The 21550-nt window shown below is 33.6% G+C and carries 21 protein-coding genes, 2 rRNA genes and 1 pseudogene (1 of these 24 only partly in view); 15 read left to right on the top strand and 9 right to left on the bottom strand.

What is annotated here, in order from left to right:
* Nucleotides 1–1815, top strand: a 23S ribosomal RNA gene (locus tag D6200_RS06555) (it extends 1058 nt beyond the left edge of the window).
* A gap of 100 nt (nucleotides 1816–1915) precedes the next feature.
* Nucleotides 1916–2024, top strand: a 5S ribosomal RNA gene (gene rrf / locus D6200_RS06550).
* A gap of 130 nt (nucleotides 2025–2154) precedes the next feature.
* Here the strand turns inward: rrf and D6200_RS06545 are convergent.
* The 4 genes from D6200_RS06545 to D6200_RS06525 all read right to left on the bottom strand — a co-directional run bounded on the left by D6200_RS06545 (nucleotide 2155) and on the right by D6200_RS06525 (nucleotide 4900).
* Nucleotides 2155–2688: a ClbS/DfsB family four-helix bundle protein gene (locus D6200_RS06545; RefSeq protein WP_047790875.1), complete on the bottom strand. Its 534-nt coding sequence runs from the start codon at nucleotides 2686–2688 to the stop codon at nucleotides 2155–2157.
* A 723-nt stretch (nucleotides 2689–3411) separates the two neighbouring features.
* The gene (locus D6200_RS06535) at nucleotides 3412–3774 is read right to left on the bottom strand and encodes a hypothetical protein (RefSeq protein ID WP_073184953.1); all 363 of its coding nucleotides are present in this window, start codon (nucleotides 3772–3774) and stop codon (nucleotides 3412–3414) included.
* A 4-nt stretch (nucleotides 3775–3778) separates the two neighbouring features.
* Entirely contained in the window at nucleotides 3779–4549 is a 771-nt protein-coding gene (locus D6200_RS06530) for a DUF1883 domain-containing protein (protein WP_073184955.1), read from the bottom strand.
* Nucleotides 4550–4564: 15 nt separating this feature from the next.
* Nucleotides 4565–4900, bottom strand: a complete 336-nt coding sequence (locus D6200_RS06525; RefSeq protein ID WP_073184957.1) for a hypothetical protein — start codon at nucleotides 4898–4900, stop codon at nucleotides 4565–4567.
* Between the two features lie 379 nt (nucleotides 4901–5279).
* Here D6200_RS06525 and D6200_RS06520 point away from each other — a divergent pair, with 379 nt between their 5' ends.
* Nucleotides 5280–6245 (top strand): IS110 family RNA-guided transposase, encoded by a 966-nt coding sequence (locus D6200_RS06520; protein ID WP_073184959.1) that lies wholly within the window; start codon nucleotides 5280–5282, stop codon nucleotides 6243–6245.
* Nucleotides 6246–6298: 53 nt separating this feature from the next.
* Here the strand turns inward: D6200_RS06520 and D6200_RS06515 are convergent, their stop codons facing one another.
* Together D6200_RS06515 and D6200_RS06510 are read right to left on the bottom strand one after the other, a co-directional pair.
* The gene (locus tag D6200_RS06515) at nucleotides 6299–6913 is read right to left on the bottom strand and encodes a hypothetical protein (RefSeq protein ID WP_073184759.1); all 615 of its coding nucleotides are present in this window, start codon (nucleotides 6911–6913) and stop codon (nucleotides 6299–6301) included.
* Nucleotides 6914–7207: 294 nt separating this feature from the next.
* Complete coding sequence (locus tag D6200_RS06510; RefSeq protein ID WP_073184761.1) at nucleotides 7208–7804, bottom strand: Crp/Fnr family transcriptional regulator; 597 nt, start codon at nucleotides 7802–7804, stop codon at nucleotides 7208–7210.
* A 71-nt stretch (nucleotides 7805–7875) separates the two neighbouring features.
* Here D6200_RS06510 and D6200_RS06505 point away from each other — a divergent pair, with 71 nt between their 5' ends.
* A complete protein-coding gene (locus D6200_RS06505) occupies nucleotides 7876–8289 on the top strand; it encodes a group III truncated hemoglobin (RefSeq protein ID WP_073184764.1) in 414 nt (137 codons plus the stop codon).
* On the opposite strand, the gene D6200_RS06500 is transcribed toward D6200_RS06505, so the two are convergent.
* Nucleotides 8279–8617, bottom strand: a complete 339-nt coding sequence (locus D6200_RS06500) for a hypothetical protein (protein WP_073184766.1) — start codon at nucleotides 8615–8617, stop codon at nucleotides 8279–8281. The two genes, D6200_RS06505 and D6200_RS06500, sit on opposite strands and share 11 nt — an antisense overlap.
* 129 nt (nucleotides 8618–8746) lie before the next feature.
* On the opposite strand from D6200_RS06500, the gene D6200_RS06495 reads away from it, so the two are divergent.
* From D6200_RS06495 to D6200_RS15425, 11 genes and pseudogenes are all read left to right on the top strand, one after another.
* Complete coding sequence (locus D6200_RS06495) at nucleotides 8747–10765, top strand: VWA domain-containing protein (RefSeq protein WP_125064384.1); 2019 nt, start codon at nucleotides 8747–8749, stop codon at nucleotides 10763–10765.
* Between the two features lie 5 nt (nucleotides 10766–10770).
* Nucleotides 10771–10962, top strand: a complete 192-nt coding sequence (locus D6200_RS06490; RefSeq protein WP_073184768.1) for a hypothetical protein — start codon at nucleotides 10771–10773, stop codon at nucleotides 10960–10962.
* A 25-nt stretch (nucleotides 10963–10987) separates the two neighbouring features.
* Nucleotides 10988–11167, top strand: coding sequence for a CPXCG motif-containing cysteine-rich protein (locus tag D6200_RS06485; RefSeq protein ID WP_073184873.1), 180 nt, complete (start codon nucleotides 10988–10990; stop codon nucleotides 11165–11167).
* A gap of 5 nt (nucleotides 11168–11172) precedes the next feature.
* Nucleotides 11173–11571, top strand: a complete 399-nt coding sequence (locus tag D6200_RS06480; protein WP_047790498.1) for an acyl-CoA thioesterase — start codon at nucleotides 11173–11175, stop codon at nucleotides 11569–11571.
* Between the two features lie 33 nt (nucleotides 11572–11604).
* Entirely contained in the window at nucleotides 11605–11943 is a 339-nt protein-coding gene (locus D6200_RS06475) for a hypothetical protein (RefSeq protein WP_047790497.1), read from the top strand.
* A gap of 121 nt (nucleotides 11944–12064) precedes the next feature.
* Nucleotides 12065–16375, top strand: coding sequence for a CusA/CzcA family heavy metal efflux RND transporter (locus D6200_RS06470; protein ID WP_073184770.1), 4311 nt, complete (start codon nucleotides 12065–12067; stop codon nucleotides 16373–16375).
* Nucleotides 16376–16385: 10 nt separating this feature from the next.
* Nucleotides 16386–17579, top strand: a complete 1194-nt coding sequence (locus D6200_RS06465; protein ID WP_073184772.1) for an efflux RND transporter periplasmic adaptor subunit — start codon at nucleotides 16386–16388, stop codon at nucleotides 17577–17579.
* An 87-nt stretch (nucleotides 17580–17666) separates the two neighbouring features.
* A complete protein-coding gene (locus D6200_RS06460) occupies nucleotides 17667–18569 on the top strand; it encodes a cation diffusion facilitator family transporter (protein WP_073184774.1) in 903 nt (300 codons plus the stop codon).
* A gap of 35 nt (nucleotides 18570–18604) precedes the next feature.
* Nucleotides 18605–19435, top strand: coding sequence for a prohibitin family protein (locus tag D6200_RS06455; protein ID WP_047790493.1), 831 nt, complete (start codon nucleotides 18605–18607; stop codon nucleotides 19433–19435).
* A gap of 6 nt (nucleotides 19436–19441) precedes the next feature.
* Nucleotides 19442–19999, top strand: a complete 558-nt coding sequence (locus tag D6200_RS06450; protein WP_240627209.1) for a GNAT family N-acetyltransferase — start codon at nucleotides 19442–19444, stop codon at nucleotides 19997–19999.
* Nucleotides 20000–20052: 53 nt separating this feature from the next.
* Nucleotides 20053–20157 (top strand): annotated as a pseudogene (locus tag D6200_RS15425) (IS110 family transposase); the annotation flags it as partial.
* A gap of 56 nt (nucleotides 20158–20213) precedes the next feature.
* Here the strand turns inward: D6200_RS15425 and D6200_RS06440 are convergent.
* Both D6200_RS06440 and D6200_RS06435 read right to left on the bottom strand, forming a co-directional pair.
* Nucleotides 20214–20711 carry a hypothetical protein gene (locus D6200_RS06440; protein WP_073184776.1) on the bottom strand — a complete coding sequence of 166 codons (498 nt, stop codon included), beginning with the start codon at nucleotides 20709–20711 and terminating at the stop codon, nucleotides 20214–20216.
* 145 nt (nucleotides 20712–20856) lie between these two features.
* Nucleotides 20857–21507, bottom strand: a complete 651-nt coding sequence (locus tag D6200_RS06435; protein ID WP_073184779.1) for a hypothetical protein — start codon at nucleotides 21505–21507, stop codon at nucleotides 20857–20859.
* Between the last annotated feature and the right edge of the window lie 43 nt (nucleotides 21508–21550).

Below are 21550 nucleotides of genomic sequence, written 5' to 3'. Positions count from 1 at the left end.
AACGAGGTTTGACTGCCCAGACAGCTAGGATGTTGGCTTGGAAGCAGCCATTCATTTAAAGAGTGCGTAACAGCTCACTAGTCGAGCGGTCGAGCATGGATAATAATCGGGCATAAACATATTACCGAAGCTATGGACTTTTAAAAGTGGTAGGGGAGCATTCTATATGTGCTGAAGGTGTGCTGTGAGGCATGCTGGAACGTATAGAAAAGAAAATGTAGGCATAAGTAACGATAAAGGGGGCGAGAAACCCCCTCACCGAAAGACTAAGGTTTCCTCAGCGATGCTAATCAGCTGAGGGTTAGTCGGGACCTAAGGCGAATCCGAAGGGAGTAGTCGATGGACAACAGGTTAATATTCCTGTACTTCTTATAATTGCGATGGGGTGACGGAGTACTGAAAGCACCGCGAACTGACGGAATAGTTCGTTGAAACATTTAGGTATTAGACTGGTAGGCAAATCCGCTGGTTTAGCTGAAGTGTGATAGTACCACAAGTCTTCGGATGCGTGGATAGTGTGCCTAAAAACTTCCAAGAAAAACCTCTAAGCTTCAGGTTATAAGAACCCGTACCGTAAACCGACACAGGTAGTTGGGATGAGAATTCTAAGGTGCTCGAGAGATTCATGGCTAAGGAACTAGGCAAAATAGACTCGTAACTTCGGGAGAAGAGTCGCCAACAGCAATGTTGGCCGCAGTGAAAAGATCCAGGCGACTGTTTATCAAAAACACAGGGCTTTGCTAAATTGAAAGATGATGTATAAGGCCTGACACCTGCCCGGTGCTGGAAGGTTAAGTGGAGTTGTTAGCTTCGGCGACGCAATCAAATGAAGCCCCAGTAAACGGCGGCCGTAACTATAACGGTCCTAAGGTAGCGAAATTCCTTGTCGGGTAAGTTCCGACCTGCACGAATGGTGCAACGATCTGGATACTGTCTCAGCCATGAGCTCGGTGAAATTGTAGTATCGGTGAAGATGCCGATTACCCGCAGCGGGACGAAAAGACCCCGTGAACCTTTACTATAGCTTCGTATTGACTTTGGATAAGTAATGTGTAGGATAGGTGGGAGACTTAGAAGCGGCGTCGCTAGGCGTTGTGGAGTCATCCTTGAAATACCACCCTTTGCTTATCTAGAGCCTAACTCAGCAATGAGAACAGTGCGTGGTGGGTAGTTTGACTGGGGTGGTCGCCTCCAAAAGAGTAACGGAGGCTTCTAAAGGTTCCCTCAGCACGCTTGGTAACCGTGCGTAGAGTGCAATGGCATAAGGGAGCTTGACTGAGAGACATACAGGTCGATCAGGTACGAAAGTAGAGCATAGTGATCCGGTGGTTCCGCATGGAAGGGCCATCGCTCAAAGGATAAAAGGTACTCCGGGGATAACAGGCTGATCTCCCCCAAGAGCTCACATCGACGGGGGGGTTTGGCACCTCGATGTCGGCTCGTCACATCCTGGGGCTGGAGAAGGTCCCAAGGGTTGGGCTGTTCGCCCATTAAAGTGGCACGCGAGCTGGGTTCAGAACGTCGTGAGACAGTTCGGTCTCTATCTGCTGTGGGCGTTAGAAATTTGAGTGGATCTGACTTTAGTACGAGAGGACCGAGTTGGACTGACCTCTAGTGTATCTGTTGTCTCGCCAGGGGCACTGCAGAGTAGCTACGTCGGGAAGGGATAAGCGCTGAAAGCATATAAGCGCGAAACCCACCACAAGATGAGATTTCTTTAAAGGGTCGTGGAAGATCACCACGTTGATAGGCTATAAGTGTAAGTGCAGTAATGTATGTAGCTGAGTAGTACTAATAACCCATAGGCTTATGTACGTATCCCGGTCCTAGTGGCCGGGAGCAAACTCTTTGATGAATTTATGATATGATTTTACTAATATGTTAACTTTTACAGTTGAAATATACTGAAACGATTTAAGGTGATTATCGCAATGGGGCTCACCTCTTACCATTCCGAACAGAGAAGTTAAGCCCATTAGCGCCGATGGTACTGCCACAGGTGGGAGAGTAGGTCGTTGCCTTTCTTTATAAACCTCAATCTTTTAAAGATTGAGGTTTTTTTTTGATCTTATTTTTGGGATTGCTGTATCTCGTAGTTTTTAATCCTTTGCCCGTTATTTTTATAATTATAAAAGAAGTAATTTTTAATTGCAGTTATGTATTATTATGAGTTCGTATTTTTTCTTCATTCTGTTTTTTCCACTTTCGAACTCTGCTTCTTGCGTTTTTGTATGGTGATGAAGTGTTTAATTGTATCATTTTTCCTTTAGTCCACTTTTCGTACCAAGGTTTTTCATACAAATCTGCGTTGTCATTCGTTTTAATTAACTCTAATATTTTTCCTACATTTCTGTCCAATTCGGTTAGAAGTGTTTTGTAATCAAAATTTTCGTAATCAGAATAAAATTTTTGAGCAAGTTTCCCTAATTCATTCCACTTAAATCCTGTTTCTGGAAATTCCACAATTTGTCCTTTATCTTTTCGGTGATTCCATTTCAGGACGAGTTCAGACCAACCAACAAGATAAGCAACCAAATCTGACACACTCATTTTAGTTTCTTTTGCATGTCCTTCGAGTTCTTTTTCTTTGGTCAGTTCCGTTGGAATACTTTCTAAGTCCTTTTTCAGTTTGGAATAGTTATTCTCAATTTCAAAAATCAATTCTTCTTTATTTTTTGGAACTGCCATTTCTTTGTTTTTTGTTCATATGAAGCATAACGAACTCTGATATGAATAACATGGTTTAATACTTATCTTTTCAGTTTTTGCATCCACCTTTTTTTATACGTTTTCAAATGTATTAAAACTAATACGTTATTTAAAGTAAAGTTATTAATGAGTAATCGGTATTTGTTAATTAATTATGTAACTCCAATAAACTTACTACAATATGTATATAAAATATTACGGAGTTTTATAAATCTATCAATTTTATTATTTATGACACACCTTATTGGATAGTCACCATAAGTGAGCTTCGCTGAGTTTTCCTCAACGCAACGAAACCATCAGCGACCCATGCCGTGATGTTAACGGAGGATGCCGTAATATCCGCGACCCATGCCGTGGTGTTAACGGAGCGTGCCGTAGTATCAGCGACCCATGCCGCGGTGTTAACGGAGCATGCCGTAGTATCAGCGACCCATGCCGTGGTGTTAACGGAGTATGCCGTAGTATCAGCGACCCATGCCGTGATGTTAACGGAGCATGCCGTAGTATCAGCGACCTATGCCGTGATGTTAACGGAGCACGCCGTAATATCAGCGACCCGTGCCGTGGTGTTAACGGAGCATGCCGTAATATCAGTGAGCTTTCTTAGGGAGTATTCAATAAAGTGTGTAGAAACACTTTGGTATAGAGTTTAGGTAAATTTATTTGTTTTTACCTCAGTTCTTTGTTGTACATAGCACTTTATACATTATAATTAAAATAGGCACTTTCTCCATAGTCGTAAAGAGAAATAGAATTTCCGTTTACAGTTCCATTAAAATGACAAGACGAACCATAATCATATCCGCTAAATTTATTTCCTTCTATTTTTAGATTAATATGGTGACTATTTCCATAATGATAAAGTGAAAAATCTCCATTATTTCCGTTTCCAGAAATATGACAACCTTGGTCGTAATCATAAATATTGACGTTACCTAACTGAATATCTCCACTCATACTTAAATGTTTACCTTGTGAATAATCATATATAGACGAAGATTTTTTTTTAGAAATTAAGCTACCTGCGATGTATGCAATTCCGGCTCTTGGATTTGGTTTCATATTTTTATTTACTATTTATTACTTCTGCAATTTCCGTTGCAATTTCTTCAACTGTAAATGAGGAAGTGTTTCTCGCTAATTTGTCCGCCAAAGATGGACTGTAATCAATTACCTCTTTTTTTGTTAGGTTGTGCCAAATTGGTAGCATAACTTGTTCATCTGAAACAGTTTTTGTTACTATTCCGTCAAGTTCATAGTTGGTCCAACCTTTTCGGATAAAATCTTTTGACAAAACAACAATTCCAAATCGACTGTTAGCCAATCCTTTATCAATTTTTCTTCTTAATGAGTCTCCAATTTTTAATTCAAATTCATCATACCATACTCTCATACCTTCTGATTTTAAAGCCATTGCTAAAGGTCTAACAATTTCGTCTTTGTCTTCTGAAGCGTGTGAAATGAAAACATCATATTCTCTAACTTCATTATCATATTCTGAAGGTTTTTCTCGGTCTTGTACTAAAGATGGAACTGTGGAAAGTGAAGGCTGACGCATTTCAGGTAAAGCATTTGGTATCATTCTAATTGAACTTTTTGTAGTTCCTCTTAATCCTTGCATATCAATAGTTACATACCAATGCCCCGAATTTGGGATTTGTAATCTGATAGGTGACCTTTTTGCTAAACCTCCAGTATAACTGTGTCTTCTTCCATTTCGGTAACTCTGAAAATTAGAAGAATTCATAAGTCGGACGTTAGCAGCACTTCCTTGTAATGTTATTTCAACAACATCTCCTCTTTTTTTATTTCCTAAATCATATTTTGTAAAGTTCATTTTATCCGTAATTTTTTAATTGTTTTCTTTCTCTAATAAATCTATTTTCTTCTTTATTTTTTCTAGAAATTCAGACATATCGCCTCCAAAATAATTAGGTCTTATGAATTCGTTCCAAATAATAGCTCTACCAAAATCGCTAGTTTCATCTCCACCTGTCAAAAGGTTAAAAGCTTCTTCATATTTTTGAATCCAAGTACAAGAAAGTCGGATGCTATTATTTACTTTTCTTTCGGCATCCCCTCTTATTTTTTTATTCTTTCCATTTCTCATTGTTGGATATTCTAACAAGAACGTTGAGTGTTCATTATCTAGAATTCTATATAATTTTTTCCATTCGTCTATTGTCATAATATCCTATAGTTTATTTTTAATCGATGAGTTTCATGCATTATTACAACGGTCTCGTATAACCGTCAGTTAGGGTTAATATGCGTTAATTTTCGGTTTAGCACAGACGTTAGCAATTCCGAGTGGATTCGGACGTAGTCGAATCCGCCGTAATTGCGATTATACATCTTAAGTTAGCAATTGTTTAAATTTAGTAATAAAAACCAGAAAGAAAAAAGCGTAGAGTAAGGTTATGATATACGTTGAAACCTAGATTTCGTCAACATTGATAATCCCTACGCTTTTACTACTTCGAATTCGTTCAGTTCTGTGAGACCAAGATCTCGATTTCAAGTTGTTTAATTGATAGTAGTTATTTTCTTTCCAATCCTTTTTTCTTATGAGTAAAAATAAACAATTTTTAGGAATCGATGTAAGTAAAGACGTTTTAGATGTATATGATTATCAAGGAAATTGGTATCAGTTTAAAAATGATGCATCAGGTTTTAAAGAGCTGTTGTTAATCACAACTGATTTAACACATTGTATAATGGAAGCTACAGGATATTATCATGTACGCTTAGCTTATTTTTTAACAGAAAAAGGAGTTTTGTTATCGGTAGAAAATCCGTTGAAGGTTAAGCGTTTTATTCAGATGAATTTATCAAAAGTAAAGACGGATAAGAGTGATGCAAAGCAGTTATATAATTATGGCGTAAGTCAATCTCCTTCTATATGGAAAGGAGATAGTAAGGAACAACAAGAATGTTTACAAATAGTACGTTTGTTGAGTGTTTATACGAAACAATCTACTCAATTAAAGAACAAGCTTCATGGCGAATCAGTATTAGGAACTCCCTCAAAATTGGTAGTTAATTCCTTAAAAAGGCAGCTGAAAAACATACAAAAAGAGATAGTTAAATTAGAAGATTTGTTGCTAGAGAACGTAAAAAAGAGTTATCAAGAAGAAATAACTTTATTAAAGTCTATTCCAGGAATAGGGGGTAAAACAGCATTAATGTTATTAGTTTTTACCGATGGATTTAAGCGTTTTACTTCAGCAAAAGAGTTGTGTAGTTACGCAGGTATTACACCCACTATTAGAGAATCAGGCAGTAGTATAAAAGGACGCCCTCGAATAAGTAAAATGGGGAATCCAAAGCTTAGAAATTTATTATTTATGTGTAGCTTTAATGCTTGTAAATACAACAAAGCATGTAGAGAACTTTATGACCGAATAGTTGCTAAAGGTAAGAGTAAAAAACTAGCTTTAATAGCGGTGTGTAATAAGCTACTAAAACAAGCTTTTGCCATTGTAAAGAGTGGTTTGCCTTATGACGCAAATTATAAAAGTACGTTGGTTTAAAAAAGTATAAAATGTACTTGTTTTTTACCTCAGTTCTTTGTTGTAACACGTTTTTATTCCGAATATTTTCTCATAAATAAATTTACACTTTCTAACATTAATTTAATTCTTTTTCTATCCTCAACACTTTCCCAATGCCCGTGCGCAGCATCATTTCTAGTTCCACTCCAAGAAACAATGTCCTTCAAATCTTGTTTTGATATTTTGTTCTGTTTTTTTAATTCAGTAGAGTAAGCATCAAGACTGTTTTTTATGGTTGTGATGTCAAATCCACTATCCTCAAGCCAGTTTCTTAAAAATTCTTCCAATGATGCTCCAATTATTACGGCAGGTGCAGCTGGATGAACTTTTTTGTCGTTTAAAAGTTTTTCAGCTTGTTCCAAATAATCAGAAACGGTATCAATTTGAATTTCTCTTTCCAGAGAGATACTTCTCAAAAGGTCATTATTTACAAAGTCAATAAACGTTGTTAAAACTCCATTAACTCTTGATGTTTTAGTAGAGTCATATGCGCCACTTTTTAACTGCGCTAAAGTTTTGTAAAAAGAACTGTCTTCACCAGCATAGATTCTCAAGAATTCTCTAGCTTCTACTAGTCCGCCGTGTGCGTTATCTTTAGACGTTTTCTTTATCCTTTCTGCATTTCTAATTAAATCTTCTTTTGTCATTTTGCTTGTTTCTCAAATGTGTTACAACTCATTATATGTAAAACTTTAGTTCTTTTATCCTGGCAAAAGCATGGGATATCGTAAAGTTTAGCAATTTTTATATACTGTCAAATATATTAAAACCAGTAGGTTACCTAAAATAAAGTTATTAACGAGTTATCGTTATTTATTAACTAATTATACAATTCCAGCGAACTTACTACAAGGGAGGTACAAATTCTTACGGAATTCCATAAGTCTATTAATTTTTATGATTTGTAACAGACTTTATTGAGTGGTCTCTTTAGGCAAGCTTTAACGATATACCTTTCGTTTACTAATTTTTACATCTCCCTTTTTTTCTAAAGATTTTATGACCCGAATTACTGTTTCTACGCGCAAACCTAAAATATCAGCTATTTGCTGACGTGTATAGGCTACTTTAAAGGAGTACTTTCCTTCAACCTTATATACATCGTCTTTTAAGTAATCAATAAATCGAAGCACTCTGTGCGCAGGTTCTTGACTCGATATTTCAGAAGCAATAATAGCTTTGTAATACAAGCGTTTTGCTAAACTTTGGGTGATTTTTAAGTGAGTTTCAGGATTATCTTGCAATAATTTAAACAGGTTGTTTTTAGATAAGGCTAGAATCGTACTATCAGAAATAGCCACCGCATTGGCAGGATATTTTACATCTATAAACAAAGGTGGTTCACCAAAACTTTGGTTTTTATAAAATACTCCCTGAATAAACTCTTTACCATCATCATTAAAATTATTCATTTTAACCACCCCGCTTACTATTTGGTAGTAGTAGTGTGCGGTTTGTTTTTCAGAGAAAATAATTTCGTCTTTTTGAAAACGTTTCGTTTCAGCAGTATATTTTAATAAGAGTTCTTCTGGAATCATTATGATTTAAGTCATAAATTGCAATAGCATAAAGATATACTTTTGTAGCGTATTTCAAGAACAATTTGTAAATGGATAAAAGAGACATAGAAAATAGGGAAGATGTGTATAAGTTAGTATCAACTTTTTATAACGATAAAATTAGAAAGGATGATTTTATAGGCCCTATATTTTTGAAAACAATACCAGAAGAAACCTGGGAACCTCATTTACAAAAACTCACCGATTTTTGGGAAACGAATTTGTTTTTTGTTAGAAAGTTTAAAGGAAACCCGATGAAAGCACACAAAGATGTAGATAGGGATTTTGAGTATGCTATTTATCAGGAACACTTTGGACGCTGGCTGCAATTGTGGTTTGAAACGGTTGATGAACTTTTTGATGGAGTAAAAGCGCATGAAGCTAAAGAAAGAGCACGAAACATAGCTTCTATGCTCTTTTTTAGAATGTTTGAAGCAAAGCCGAAGCCTACAACTACGACATAAGTAGGTAAAAAATCAACGAAATATTACCGAGTATATTGATAATAAATGCCCATGCAATTATTTTAAAAGGGCGTTGACTTATAGCAGCAGCGTTAGCTCCCATAGCGGTTACACAAGCAAAAATTAGGGCAAATAAATTAACGTCACCATTTACGGCTAAAGCAGCTGTTATGGAGGCAATCATAGAGCCTACGGTAATTAATATAATAGATACACCAATGCTATTTCGTTCTCCTTCAGCAATTTTTTTATTGATGTAAGCCTTAATTCCCATGCTATTTGTTTTTTGAATTGTTTTTTCAGCGGTTAAGTTTTCAGTAGTTACCATAATATAATAGTTTTGATAAAATTATATAACTGATAATTAGTTTTTTATGATTCAAGTCATAAATGAAAAAGAAGAAAAGGTCTTTTTATTTGTTAGATATTTTTATCTTCACATACTAAAATAAGCTGAGTGGAGTCAATAACTATAATTTACATTGTATTAGCCGTATTAATAAGCGTAGCCATTGCTTTTTTTCAATATTTCTATAAGGTAAAAAGAACTCCGAAAGTACATATCTTACTTTTTAGCTTAAAAGCTCTAAGTCTTTTTTTAATTGGGTTGCTACTCATTAATCCGAAGATAACAACTCTTGAAACAGAAAACATAAAACCGGTGTTATCTGTATTGGTAGATAATTCGTTATCCACTCAATTTTTTAAAGAAGAAAAAAAGGTTCAAGAATTAATATCAAAAGTAGAAAGCAACGAAGAACTTCAAGATAAATTTGACGTACAATATTTTTCGTTTGGGAATGATATTAAGGTGTTGGATAGTTTATCGTTTGCTGAAACACAAACCAATATTTCAAAAGCAATTGATGCTGTTAATGAGTTGAATAAAGATAAAAATGCAGCTACTATTTTAATAACTGATGGAAATCAAACACAAGGAAACGATTATGAGTTTTCATCAGCAAAACATAAAATATTTCCCATAGTTATAGGGGATACCATTAAGTATCAAGATATTCAAATATCGCAGTTAAATGTGAATAAGTATAGCTATGTAAAGAACAAGTTCCCTGTAGAAGCATTGTTGTATTATGAAGGAAAAGAAACGGTGAATACTACTTTTTCAATCGTAAAAAACGGGAACAGAGTTTTTTCAAAAAGAGTACGTTTTTCACCAGAAAATCCTGTGCAAACTGTTACTGCTAATTTAGTGTCTAATACCAAAGGAGTACACTATTACACAGCATCGATAAGTAGTATAGCGAATGAAAAAAACACGAAGAACAATTATAAAAGCTTTTCAGTTGAAGTTTTAGATGAACAAACCAAGGTTTTACTATTAAGTTCTTTTTTACACCCAGATTTAGGAGCACTTAAAAAAGCGATTGAGAGCAATAAACAACGTAAGGTAGATATTGCTTTGATACAGGATAAGAATATAAACTTAGATGCGTATCAGTTTTTTGTTTTGTATCAACCTAACAGCTACTTTAAAACCACTTTAGAAAAAATACCATCTAATTTTTTACTGGTTTCAGGAACTAAAACAGATTGGAACTTTTTGAATAGTCAAGGTTTGGGAGTTCAAAAAAGAGCCATTAATCAAAAAGAAGAATACACTGCTATTTACAATGCAGATTTTTTAACTTTTTATCAAGAGAATATAGGTTTTAGTCAATTTCCACCACTACAAGATAAGTTTGGAGAAGTACAGTTTAAAAAAGAATCTCAAAGCTTGTTGTATCAGAAGTATGCAGGAGTAGAAACCACTCAACCGTTATTATCAACTTTTGAAGAAAATGATAAAAAGTATACAGTACTATTTGGTGAGGGTATTTGGAAATGGAGAGTTGCCAGTTATTTAAAAGAGAAAAACTTTGAAAGCTTTGATACGTTTGTAGGAAATTTGGTTCAGTATTTAGCATCCACCAAAAAGAGAAAACGTTTAGATGTAAAAGCGCAACGTTTGTATGCAGTTAATGAACCCATAACTATAAGTGCATTTTATGTTGATAAAAACTATCAGTTTGATAGCAGAGCATCTTTGGAGTTGACAGTGACTAATCTAGAAACAAAGGCTAAAAAGAGTATTCCGTTTTCTTTATTTAATAACTCATATCAAGTTGCTGTTGAAGGGTTAGCCTCAGGAGAATATTCATATACAGTAACTGTAAAGAATCAAAATATAAGTAGCTCAGGGAGGTTTAAAATTGAAGATTATCAGATAGAAGAGCAATTTACCAATGCTAATTTTAAAAAATTAGAACAGCTAGCGTTAAAAACAAAAGGAGCAATTGCTTATGTAGATAAAGTTGACGAATTATTAAAAAAGATACAAGAAGATGCATCTTTTTATACCACTCAAAAGTCTATTACCAAAAAACAAAGTTTAGTTGATTGGAAATGGTTATTATTACTGATTATAGTTTTACTATCAATAGAGTGGTTTGTTAGAAAATACTATGGTAAAATATAAAAAAAATGAATAAAAAGTTAATAAAAGCACTACTTTTGAGTACTATTTGTCTAGTTTTTAACGGTTGTTCAGATGAAGAAGAAATGTGTGAGTTTACCTATGATAGACCTGATGGAAGTGGAAACTATATTACAACAACTGTTGAATATCCTTGTGAATTAGGTCCGCCAGTTACAGAACCAGTTAATAAAAAATAATTGGTAAAAATTATAATAAAATATGATGTATGAGCACTTTTTTCAATGTCCATATTGTTGGGAAGAAATTTCCATGTTACTGGACGCTAGTACGTCTGAAACGTATGTAGAAGATTGTGAGGTATGTTGCAATCCTATACAAATAACCTTTACTTTTGTAAATAACGATTTAGTAGCTTTTGAAGCTAAAAATATAGAACAATAAATACAATGAGATTTCATACACGTAAATGGGTAAAACCAGAAGATTTAAATCCTAACGGAACACTTTTCGGAGGACGATTATTACAATGGATTGATGAAGAAGTAGCGTTATATGCTATTATTCAGCTAGAAATTCCTAAAACAGTAACCAAGTTTATGTCTGAAATAAATTTTGTTAGTTCAGCAAAGCAAGGAGACATTGTAGAAATAGGAATTGATGTAGTAAAGTTTGGAACAACATCTATTACCTTAAGCTGTGAGGTTCGTAACAAAATAACTCGAAAAACAATTATCGCAATTGATAAAATTGTTATGGTAAGTTTGGATGAAGAAGGAAGCCCTTTTGCGCATGGTAAAACAAAAATTGAATACGTTAAAGACAGATTGGATAAAGAAGGTTCATAAAATTTTATAATTTTGTAACTCTAAACTAGATTAGTGAAAAAAAGCATCATCATATTATTAACTTTACTGTTAATTGTGCCTCCTTTAGAAGCACATGTAGATGCTATTGTTTTTGAAAGCGAAACTGAGGTTCATGTTGAAAGTTTTAATACTTTGCATCAAGATGAACATCATGAAAATGATACAGAAGAAGAAAAAAACAAAGAACACCACCATCATTGTAACGTAATTACAATTACAGCAGATTTTATTCCGACTGACTATAGTTATAATATTCCTATTTTCTTAGAAGTAAGAAACCGTATTAACTTCTATAGAAACACCTATTATAATTCATACTTATCGGCTATTTTCCAGCCACCAAAGTTTTAATTCTATTTTACTATTACTAACAGCAGTAGCTCTTGTGTAAACAAGAACTACAAACTGTTGTGCCGATTATTTAATAATAACCGGTAGAAATTATGTTACACTAGAATTAAATCAATACAAAATGTTAGATAACATTATCAAATTTTCAATTAAAAATAAATTGATTATTGGAGCATTGGTTGTGGCATTAATAGGCTGGGGAATTTACTCTCTAAAACAATTACCTATTGATGCTGTACCAGATATTACCAATAATCAGGTGCAAATAATAACATCAGCACCTTCACAATCAGCCCAAGATATAGAACGTTTAGTGACGTTTCCTATAGAAATTACCATGTCAAACATTCCAGATATCGAAGAAATTCGTTCTTTCTCTCGATTTGGATTAAGTGTCGTTACAATCGTTTTTAAAGAAAGTACCGATATTTATTGGGCGCGTCAACAAATTAGTGAACGGTTGATAGAAGCCAAAAATCAAATTCCTGATGGAGTAGGAACACCAGAAATGGCACCAGTGACCACAGGATTGGGTGAAATTTATCAATATACGTTATATACCAAAGAAGGATACGAAAAACAATACGATGCAATGGAGTTACGCTCTATTCAAGATTGGATTGTTCGTCGCCAACTCTTAGGAATTGAAGGAGTAGCTGATGTAAGTAGCTTTGGAGGCTTTTTAAAGCAATATGAAGTAGCTATTGAACCAGAACGCTTGCAATCGTTAAATGTTAGTATAAACGAGGTTTTTGAGGCATTATCTAAGAACAATCAAAATACAGGAGGAGCATATATTGATAAAAACCCGAAAGCGTACTTTATTAGAAGTGAAGGATTAATAAAAACTCCAGAAGACATTCAGAATATTGTCATAAAAAACAATATAAACGGAACACCTATACTGATGAAAGATATAGGGAAAGTTCAGTTAGGGCATGCGGTACGATATGGCGCAATGACAAGAAATACTGACGGAGAAGTGGTAGGTGCTATTGTTATGATGTTAAAAGGAGCCAATTCTTCAAAAGTGATTGAGAATGTAAAAGAAAGAATAGCACAAATAGAAAAAAGTTTGCCAGAAGGAGTTGCCATAAAACCCTTTTTAGATAGAACTAAATTAGTAGACAAAGCCATAAAAACGGTATCAACCAACCTTATTGAAGGGGCTTTAATTGTCATTTTTATTTTGGTGTTGCTGTTAGGAAACTTACGAGCGGGGTTAATTGTAGCGTCGGTTATCCCGTTAGCAATGCTGTTTGCTATTAGTTTAATGAACGTGTTTGGCGTTTCTGGAAACTTAATGAGTTTAGGAGCTATCGATTTTGGTATTATCGTAGACGGTTCTGTAATTATTGTAGAAGCAACACTACATCATTTAGGGTTAAAAAAATCAGAAACCCAATTAACCCAAGACCAAATGGATGATGAAGTGTACGAATCGGCTTCAAAAATAAGAACAAGTGCAGCATTTGGAGAAATCATTATCCTTATTGTGTACTTACCAATTCTTGCCTTGGTAGGTATTGAAGGAAAAATGTTTAAACCAATGGCATTAACCGTAAGTTTTGCAATTTTAGGAGCCTTTTTACTATCGCTTACTTATGTACCTATGATGAGTTCGTTGTTTTTAAAGAAAACAATCAATAACAAGGAGAATATTTCAGATAAAATTATAACAGCGATACAAAATGTATACACCCCAATACTCAACTTTGTGCTAACTCATAAAGTAAAAGTAGTGATAGGTTCAGTCGCTATTTTTATACTCAGTTTAGTCACTTTTTCTAAAATGGGGTCAGAGTTTATTCCTTCTTTGGATGAAGGAGATTTGGCAGTACAAACTACTGTATCAACAGGAAGTTCGCTGTCGTATACTATTGATGTTTCCAACCAAGCATCAGCGCTGTTAATAAAGGAATTTCCAGACGAAATAGAGCAAATAGTTAGTAGAATAGGTTCTTCTGAAATTCCTACAGACCCTATGCCAATAGAGGCTTCAGACATCATTATTATTTTAAAAGAGAAAGAGGAATGGACAAAAGCTAGCACCAAGAATGAACTGACAGAAAAAATGCAACAATTGTTGGATGAAAACATGCTAGGTGTTTCTTTCGGTTTTCAACAGCCTATTCAAATGCGATTTAATGAGTTGATGACAGGTGCTAGGCAAGATGTTGTACTTAAGATTTATGGAGAAGATTTAGACAGATTGGTAAAATATGCCAATCAGTTAAGTAGAATTATTCCAGGTGTAGCAGGAGCAGAAGATGTGTATGTTGAAAAAATGACGGGATTACAGCAAATTGTAATTGATTATAACAGAAGTCAGTTAGCCTATTATGGACTCAACATTGAAGATGTAAATACGACTGTTAATGCAGCTTTTGCAGGTCAAAGTGCAGGATCAGTATATGAAGGTGAAAAGCGTTACGATTTGGTAGTGCGTTTAGCAAAAAACAGAAGAGCTAGTATAGAAGATATTCGTAAACTATACATTACAACTCCAACCGGGGCACAAATTCCGTTAACAGCAGTAGCGTCTGTAGATTTTAAAACGGGACCAAATCAAATTCAAAGAGATGATGCTAAACGTAGAATAACAGTTGGTTTTAATGTAAGAGGACGTGATGTAGCTAGTATAGTTAAAGAACTAAAAGGTAAAGTCTCAGATAAGATAGCATTCGACCCAGGGTACTATATTACCTATGGCGGAACGTTTAAAAACTTAGAAGAAGCTCGTGCCAGATTAGGCGTTGCAGTACCAGTAGCGCTATTACTCATCTTTTTGTTATTGTATTTTACGTTTAAATCTATTAAACAAAGTGTATTGATATTTACTGCCATACCTATGTCTGCTATTGGTGGAATTTTCGCCTTATGGTTACGTGGAATGCCTTTTTCAATTTCAGCAGGAGTAGGTTTTATAGCCTTATTTGGTGTAGCGGTGCTAAACGGAATTGTTTTAATTGCTGAGTTTAATCGTTTAAAAACCATTGGAATATCAGACCTTACAGAGATTGTAAAAAAAGGGACATCTGTACGTTTGCGTCCTGTTATTATGACCGCAGCTGTGGCTTCATTAGGGTTTTTACCTATGGCATTATCATCCTCAGCAGGAGCAGAGGTACAAAAGCCTTTGGCTACTGTGGTAATAGGAGGATTGGTGTCGGCAACTTTACTAACCTTGCTTATTTTACCTGTGTTGTATATGCTTTTTGAAAAGAAAGTAAACTTAAAAGCGAAAAAGAGTATAGTAACTGTAGTAGTATTTGCAATTGGAGTTTTTGGAGTTCAAGCACAAGAAGTGCCTCAAAAGTTAACAGAACAGCAAGTTATTGAATTAGCGTTGCAAAAATCGGTATTGATGAAAAAGTCAGCTTTATCTATTGAAAAATCGAAAGTAGGTATAAGTAAAGCGATTGAATTGAACCCAACAACAGTTCAATACCAAGATGTTGGTGTAGCCAATGGCATAGCGGAAAAAGAATGGTCTGTAAATCAGAATTTCGGTTCTATTTTAACGCATATTCAAAAAAAGAAGTTGGCTAAAGAGAAAAATACTTTAGCAACGATTAATAATAATATAACAAAGAAAGAAACAGTAAGAAAGGCTAGAAGTTTATACCAACAGTGGAATTACTTATATGGATTGTTATCGCTAATGGAAGAGCAACAGCTTAGTACCAATCAAATAAAAGAAATAGCTGATAAGTTGCATGCATCTGGAGAAATAGGAGGATTAGAAAACGATTTAACCTCTTTACAATCGTTAGGAGTACAGTCACAAAAGAATAAAGTATACAAAGATTTCATTCAAGTAGAAAATGAATTAAAGCAATTATTACAAATTGATTATTTGATACAACCGCTTGAAAAACTACCTCAAAAAAAGGACTTTTTAATTCAAAAAGATTCGTTGTCAAAAGACTTTATCAAAAGTTTAGAGCAACAAAATAAGGTAGCTGCTAAAGGTGTGTCTGTAGCAAAATCAACATATTTTCCTGCATTAACAGCTGGTGTAATTAATAGAAAAACAGGAAATGAGAACAGCTATACAGGTTTTAATGTAGGAGTAAATATTCCACTTTCTTTTTGGTCTAATAATGCAAAAATAAAAGAGCAAAAAATTATACAAGAAGAAATAGCTTATGAGAATAATAACAAAGCTATGGTAATTCAGAATAATTATAAAAGCTTACAAGAACAGCTTACGTATTTAAATGAAGAGTTGGTAAGTATTCACTCAACAGTTACACAAGCGCAAAAGTTTATAAAAAAGCTAGCACTAGCTTATAAAGTAGGAGAGATTGATGCCTACCAATATAATCAGAGTTTTACCGCTTATTTTCAGGTAATGCAAAACTATTTATCACTGGTTAATAATTTTAACCAAACTGTAATAGCCTACGAGTTTTATATAAAAGAATAAAAATATACACATGAAAAAATTAGTAATAATATTAGTAACTATCATTATTGTTGTTAGTTGTAACTCAACAAAAGAAGATCATTCAGATCACGACCATGCAACAGCAGAGAAAACAACACAAAATGTAACGAACGATGAAGATCATAATGAAAATGGAATTCATTTAACCCAACAACAAATTGTAACAGCTAAAATAGAGACAGCTACAATCGAAAAGAGAAAGATTAGAGAAAAAGTAGCAGTAACCGGAACAATAGAGGTGCCACCACAAAGCAAAGCCACTATATATGCCCCTTTGGAAGCGTTTGTTTATAAAACAGATTTGTTGCCTGGTGATAAGGTGAAAAAAGGACAAATAGTAGCAGTATTACAGCATCCTAACTTTATTGAGTTACAATATGCGTATCTTGAAGCGATAAATAAGTTAAAAGTAACTAAGGCAGATTATGAAAGAAAGAAAATGTTGTTAGAAAATGATATTACCTCCAAAAAATCATTTCAAATAGCAGAAGGAAGTTATCGATCTGCAAAAAGTTTAGCGAATAGCTATGTAGCACAATTAAAAATGGCAGGATTATCACCTACTACAGTTGCAGCTAATGGGATTCAACAATATGTATATGTAAAGGCTCCAATCTCTGGTTATGTTGTAGAGAACAATTTGAATAAAGGAATGTTTTTAGCAGCTAATTCAGAGATGATGGAAATAATAGATAATGATCATATGCATGCAGAATTAAATGTTTTTGGAACTGATATAACAAAAATAAAGAAGGGAGATGAGTTCGAATTTCAGCCTTCCGGAATAGATCTTACTTATGAAGGATATATAAAATTAGTAAGCCAAAAAGTAGATGAACAAACAAAAACAGTAAATGTGCATGGACATTTTGAAGACGAGCAAAATCGATTAAAAGCAGGCATGTTTATCAATGCTCAGATTTTGTTAGGAGGAGATGAAGTATACGCTGTTCCTGAAGAAGCAGTCATAGAAAATGAAGGAGAACATTTTGTTTTTGTTAAAAAGTCAGCAGATGAATTTATACCTGTTGAGGTAACTGTTGGAGGTTCGGATAATGGATTTGTAGCAATAAAAACAATTAAAGAAGATAATTACAACGTAACTATTGTAACTAAAGGAGCACACTTTTTAAAAGGAAAGTTATTACAAATGGCAGGCGGAATGGAAGGTCATGCCCATTAACAAAACAACAAGCGATTATTTAATCCATAATCGCTTGTTTAGTTGTAATGCATCTTTTTTATACATTTAAAGTCAATTTATAAAAACATGGGACACAACCATCACCATCATTCACATGGAAACTCTACAGGGAATATAGCTGTAGCTTTTTTTCTTAATCTAGCTTTTACAATTATTGAATTTATTGGAGGCTTTTATACCAATAGTTTGGCTATTATGTCAGATGCACTGCATGATTTAGGCGATAGCTTAAGTTTAGGGCTATCTTGGTATTTTCAAAAAAAATCGACAAAAAAGGCAAACAAGAAGTATTCTTACGGATATAAACGATTTTCTCTTTTAGGAGCTATTATTAATTCGATAGTATTAGTAATAGGCTCAGTATTTATTATTAAAGAAGCAATTCCTCGAGTTATCAATCCAGAAAGCGCAGATGCCAAAGGCATGATGTGGTTAGCCGTTTTAGGAATTATAGTAAATGGTGCTGCTGTATTGAAGTTAAAAAAAGGAACTTCAATTAATGAACGAGTAGTTTCATTACATTTATTAGAAGATGTGTTAGGCTGGGGAGTAGTATTGATTGCAAGTATTGTAATGCAGTTTTGGAATATACCAGTATTAGATCCTGTACTATCTATCGCTATTGCTGGTTTTGTACTGTATAATGTGTATAAAAATATTAAGGAGAGTATTAGAATTATATTACAAGGAACTCCCGAGAATATTTCTGTAGAAGAAATTCAACAAAGAATAGTTTCTATGAAAGATGTAGAGGGTATTCATGACTGTCATTTATGGACTATGGATGGAGAGTATAATGTATTTACAGCTCATTTAGTACTAAAAGACAAAGAGATCTCTTGGGAAAAATGGTATAAAATGAAGCAAGAAATTAAACAGGTTTTGCATGATGATTTTCATTTAGAACATATTACTCTTGAACTTGAATTTACATCACAAGAATGCGATTATGAAAACTGTGGTTCATAAATTTAATTGTACATTTGAGTATAAAACATATAAAAATGACAAGAAATCAAGTAGAGTTAAAGTTTCCGAAATTTGGATTGTTAATTCCTGTAGCCATAGTTTTGATAATTTTCATAGCAAAATCTACGGTAACAATCAATTCAGGAGAAGCAGGAGTGTTGTATAAAACGTTTGGAGGAGGAGTTGTAACAGATGAGCCACCATTAGGAGAAGGTTTTCATGTAGTTGCTCCTTGGAATAAAGTACATGTATATGAAGTAAGACAGCAAGAGCTTTTTGAAAAAATGAAAGTGTTGTCATCTAACGGATTAGAAATTCAAATAGATGCCTCGGCTTGGTATCAACCAGTTTATAAAGATTTAGGAAACTTACATCAAACGCTAGGTGAAAATTATTTACAACGTGTAATTCAGCCAGCAATTCGTTCAGCAGCGCGTAGTGTAGTTGGTCGTTATACACCAGAACAGTTATATTCTAGTAAAAGAGATGCTATTCAAGATGAAATATTTATAGAGACAAAAAAAATATTAGAAAAACAGTATGTTCAGTTAAATGAAATTTTAGTTAGAGATGTAACCTTGCCATCAACTATTAAAGAAGCAATTGAACGAAAATTAAAACAAGAGCAAGAGTCTTTAGAATATGAGTTTAGATTAGTAACAGCTCAAAAAGAAGCAGAAAAGCAAATTATTGAAGCAAAAGGTAAAGCTGACGCCAATAGAATTTTAAGTGCATCATTAACCGATAAAATTTTACAAGATAAAGGTATTGAAGCTACAAACAGGTTAGCTAATTCTACTAACAGCAAAGTTGTTATTATTGGTTCTGGTAAAAGTGGAATGCCAATTATTTTAGGGAATCAGTAGTTTTTTGTGATTTATAAAAAAGAAAAAAGGATTTTAAAAGTAGGTTCTGGTATAGAGTTAAAAGAGCTTGAGTTGCATGATGCCGCTGATATTTTCAGAATAATTAATAAAGAAAGAACCTACTTAGGTAAATGGCTGCCATTTGTAGCCTACACGAAAGAATTAAAGGATACCGAAAGCTTTGTAAACTCGGTCGTTAATGTTCCTGAAGAAAAGTTAGAATATACTTTTACAATTAGAAAACAAGACGAGTTTATAGGGCTGATTGGTCTAAAAGATACAGACATTCTTAATAAAAAAACAGAAATAGGTTATTGGCTTTCTGAAAAGGAACAAGGTAAAGGTATTATGACAAAATCAGTAAATGAGTTATGCAATTTTGCCTTTACGAAATTACAAATGAATAGAATTCAAATAAAATGTGCTGTAGGAAATACGCCTAGTAAAAACATACCTAAGCGGTTAGGCTTTAAATTGGAAGGAGTTGAAAGAGATGGAGAGCTACTAACAGGAAATGTTTTTACAGACTTAGAGGTGTATAGCAAATTAAAGAACGATGGGTGAACTAAATTATACTAAGTTATTAGTGATATTTCTATCTATTATTTTTTAGGTAAAAACTTGCTTTAATAGCGGTGTGTAATAAGCTACTAAAACAGGCTTTTGCAATAGTAAAAAGTGGTTTGCCTTATGATGAAAATTATAAAAGTACGTTGGTTTAAAAAAGTATAAAATTTACTTGTTTTTTACCTCAGTTCTTTGTTGTAAAACGTATTTTTTAATCAGGAATATGATAAGATATTAATCCTTTATTATTTTTCACAGCGACGAGTCCAAGTCCTTTTTGGTAATATCTTATATCAGACATTCCGTTCGAATAATTCATTTCGATTACTAATAAATCTTTAAGTTTTCCTTTCGGTGTTTTTAGTTTTGCTCCAACTTTTTTAATTGTTCCGTTGCCAATTGTTTGTCCAACTTTTGGGTTTACTCCGAAAAATACTTGATGTTTTTTCTTAACATCATTCCAATGATATACAGTATCGTTACTAATTCGGATTTTCATCTCCATTAAGTTATTTTTAAATTTTTGAGAATACAAATAATATTTTTTTCCACCTAGTTCTGTTGAGTCTGTAAAAGATTCCAGGTATTTATCTTTATACCAAGTCAGTTTTTTTTCTTTTCCAATTTCAATCGGAAAATAACTCTCTGAATTTTGCCCAATTAAAATCAGAGGGAAAAATATTAATGTCAATAATACTGTTCTTTTCATATGTTTTATAACGTGTTTGTATAAGATTAGCTACGTGTTTTAAGCACTAAAGTTAGCAAATAAATCACAAATAGAAAGACCGCGAGGATTTTCGTAAGTAAGCTAGAGCTAGCAATGAATTATACAAATTGTTGTAAAACGTTTTTTAATAATTATCCACATCAATAGCATTTAAATTTTCTTTAGGAAAGCCATATTCTTTAATCAAGGTTTCTTCGTCAAATGAGAGGTCATTTGGATTTATAATTTCAAATAATAACTCGTCAATTTTTACTGCTTTTTTATATAAATCATTGTTCAATTCAGCTGTTAGGGTAATTGCAGAGCGAAACCCTAAACTACTTGCTTCTAAAACTACACTATTGTGTCTAAGAACATTATCAATTTCAATTCTATATTTCATCAGATGATTGTAGAATGTATAAACATCTCTTGGTTCGTTAAAAGGATCCGACTCGGATGATTTTCCTTTTTCTATCAATTCTTGAACTCTCGGATATTTTATTGATTCTCTTTTGAGAATGAAATCTCCACGCAAAAAAGGTATTATTTCACTTTTGGTCAATTCATCTTCTTTAGCTATTTTATTACCGCTGAGCATCGTCCATAAACTATTTTTCTGTTTTTTCGTTCTAGTAAGGCCAAATGCTTTTAGTAAGGCATTCAGTCTCCTGAAACGAATCAATCTCGGTTCATTATATTTCAGAGAACTTTCATTCCATTCATTTGAATTAGGAACCATTTCTCTAAATTCAAAAGTTTTATACAGTAAATCTTTAGTTGTCCAAGTCTTCATTTAAATGTTTTACAACGTTTGTGTATAAGGAAAGTTGCGTGTT

The sequence above is a fragment of the Tenacibaculum mesophilum genome (assembly GCF_003867075.1).
Taxonomy (GTDB): domain Bacteria; phylum Bacteroidota; class Bacteroidia; order Flavobacteriales; family Flavobacteriaceae; genus Polaribacter; species Polaribacter mesophilus.
Note: the sequence above shows the minus strand (reverse complement) of the source record. Positions and strands in the feature narration are given on the sequence as shown.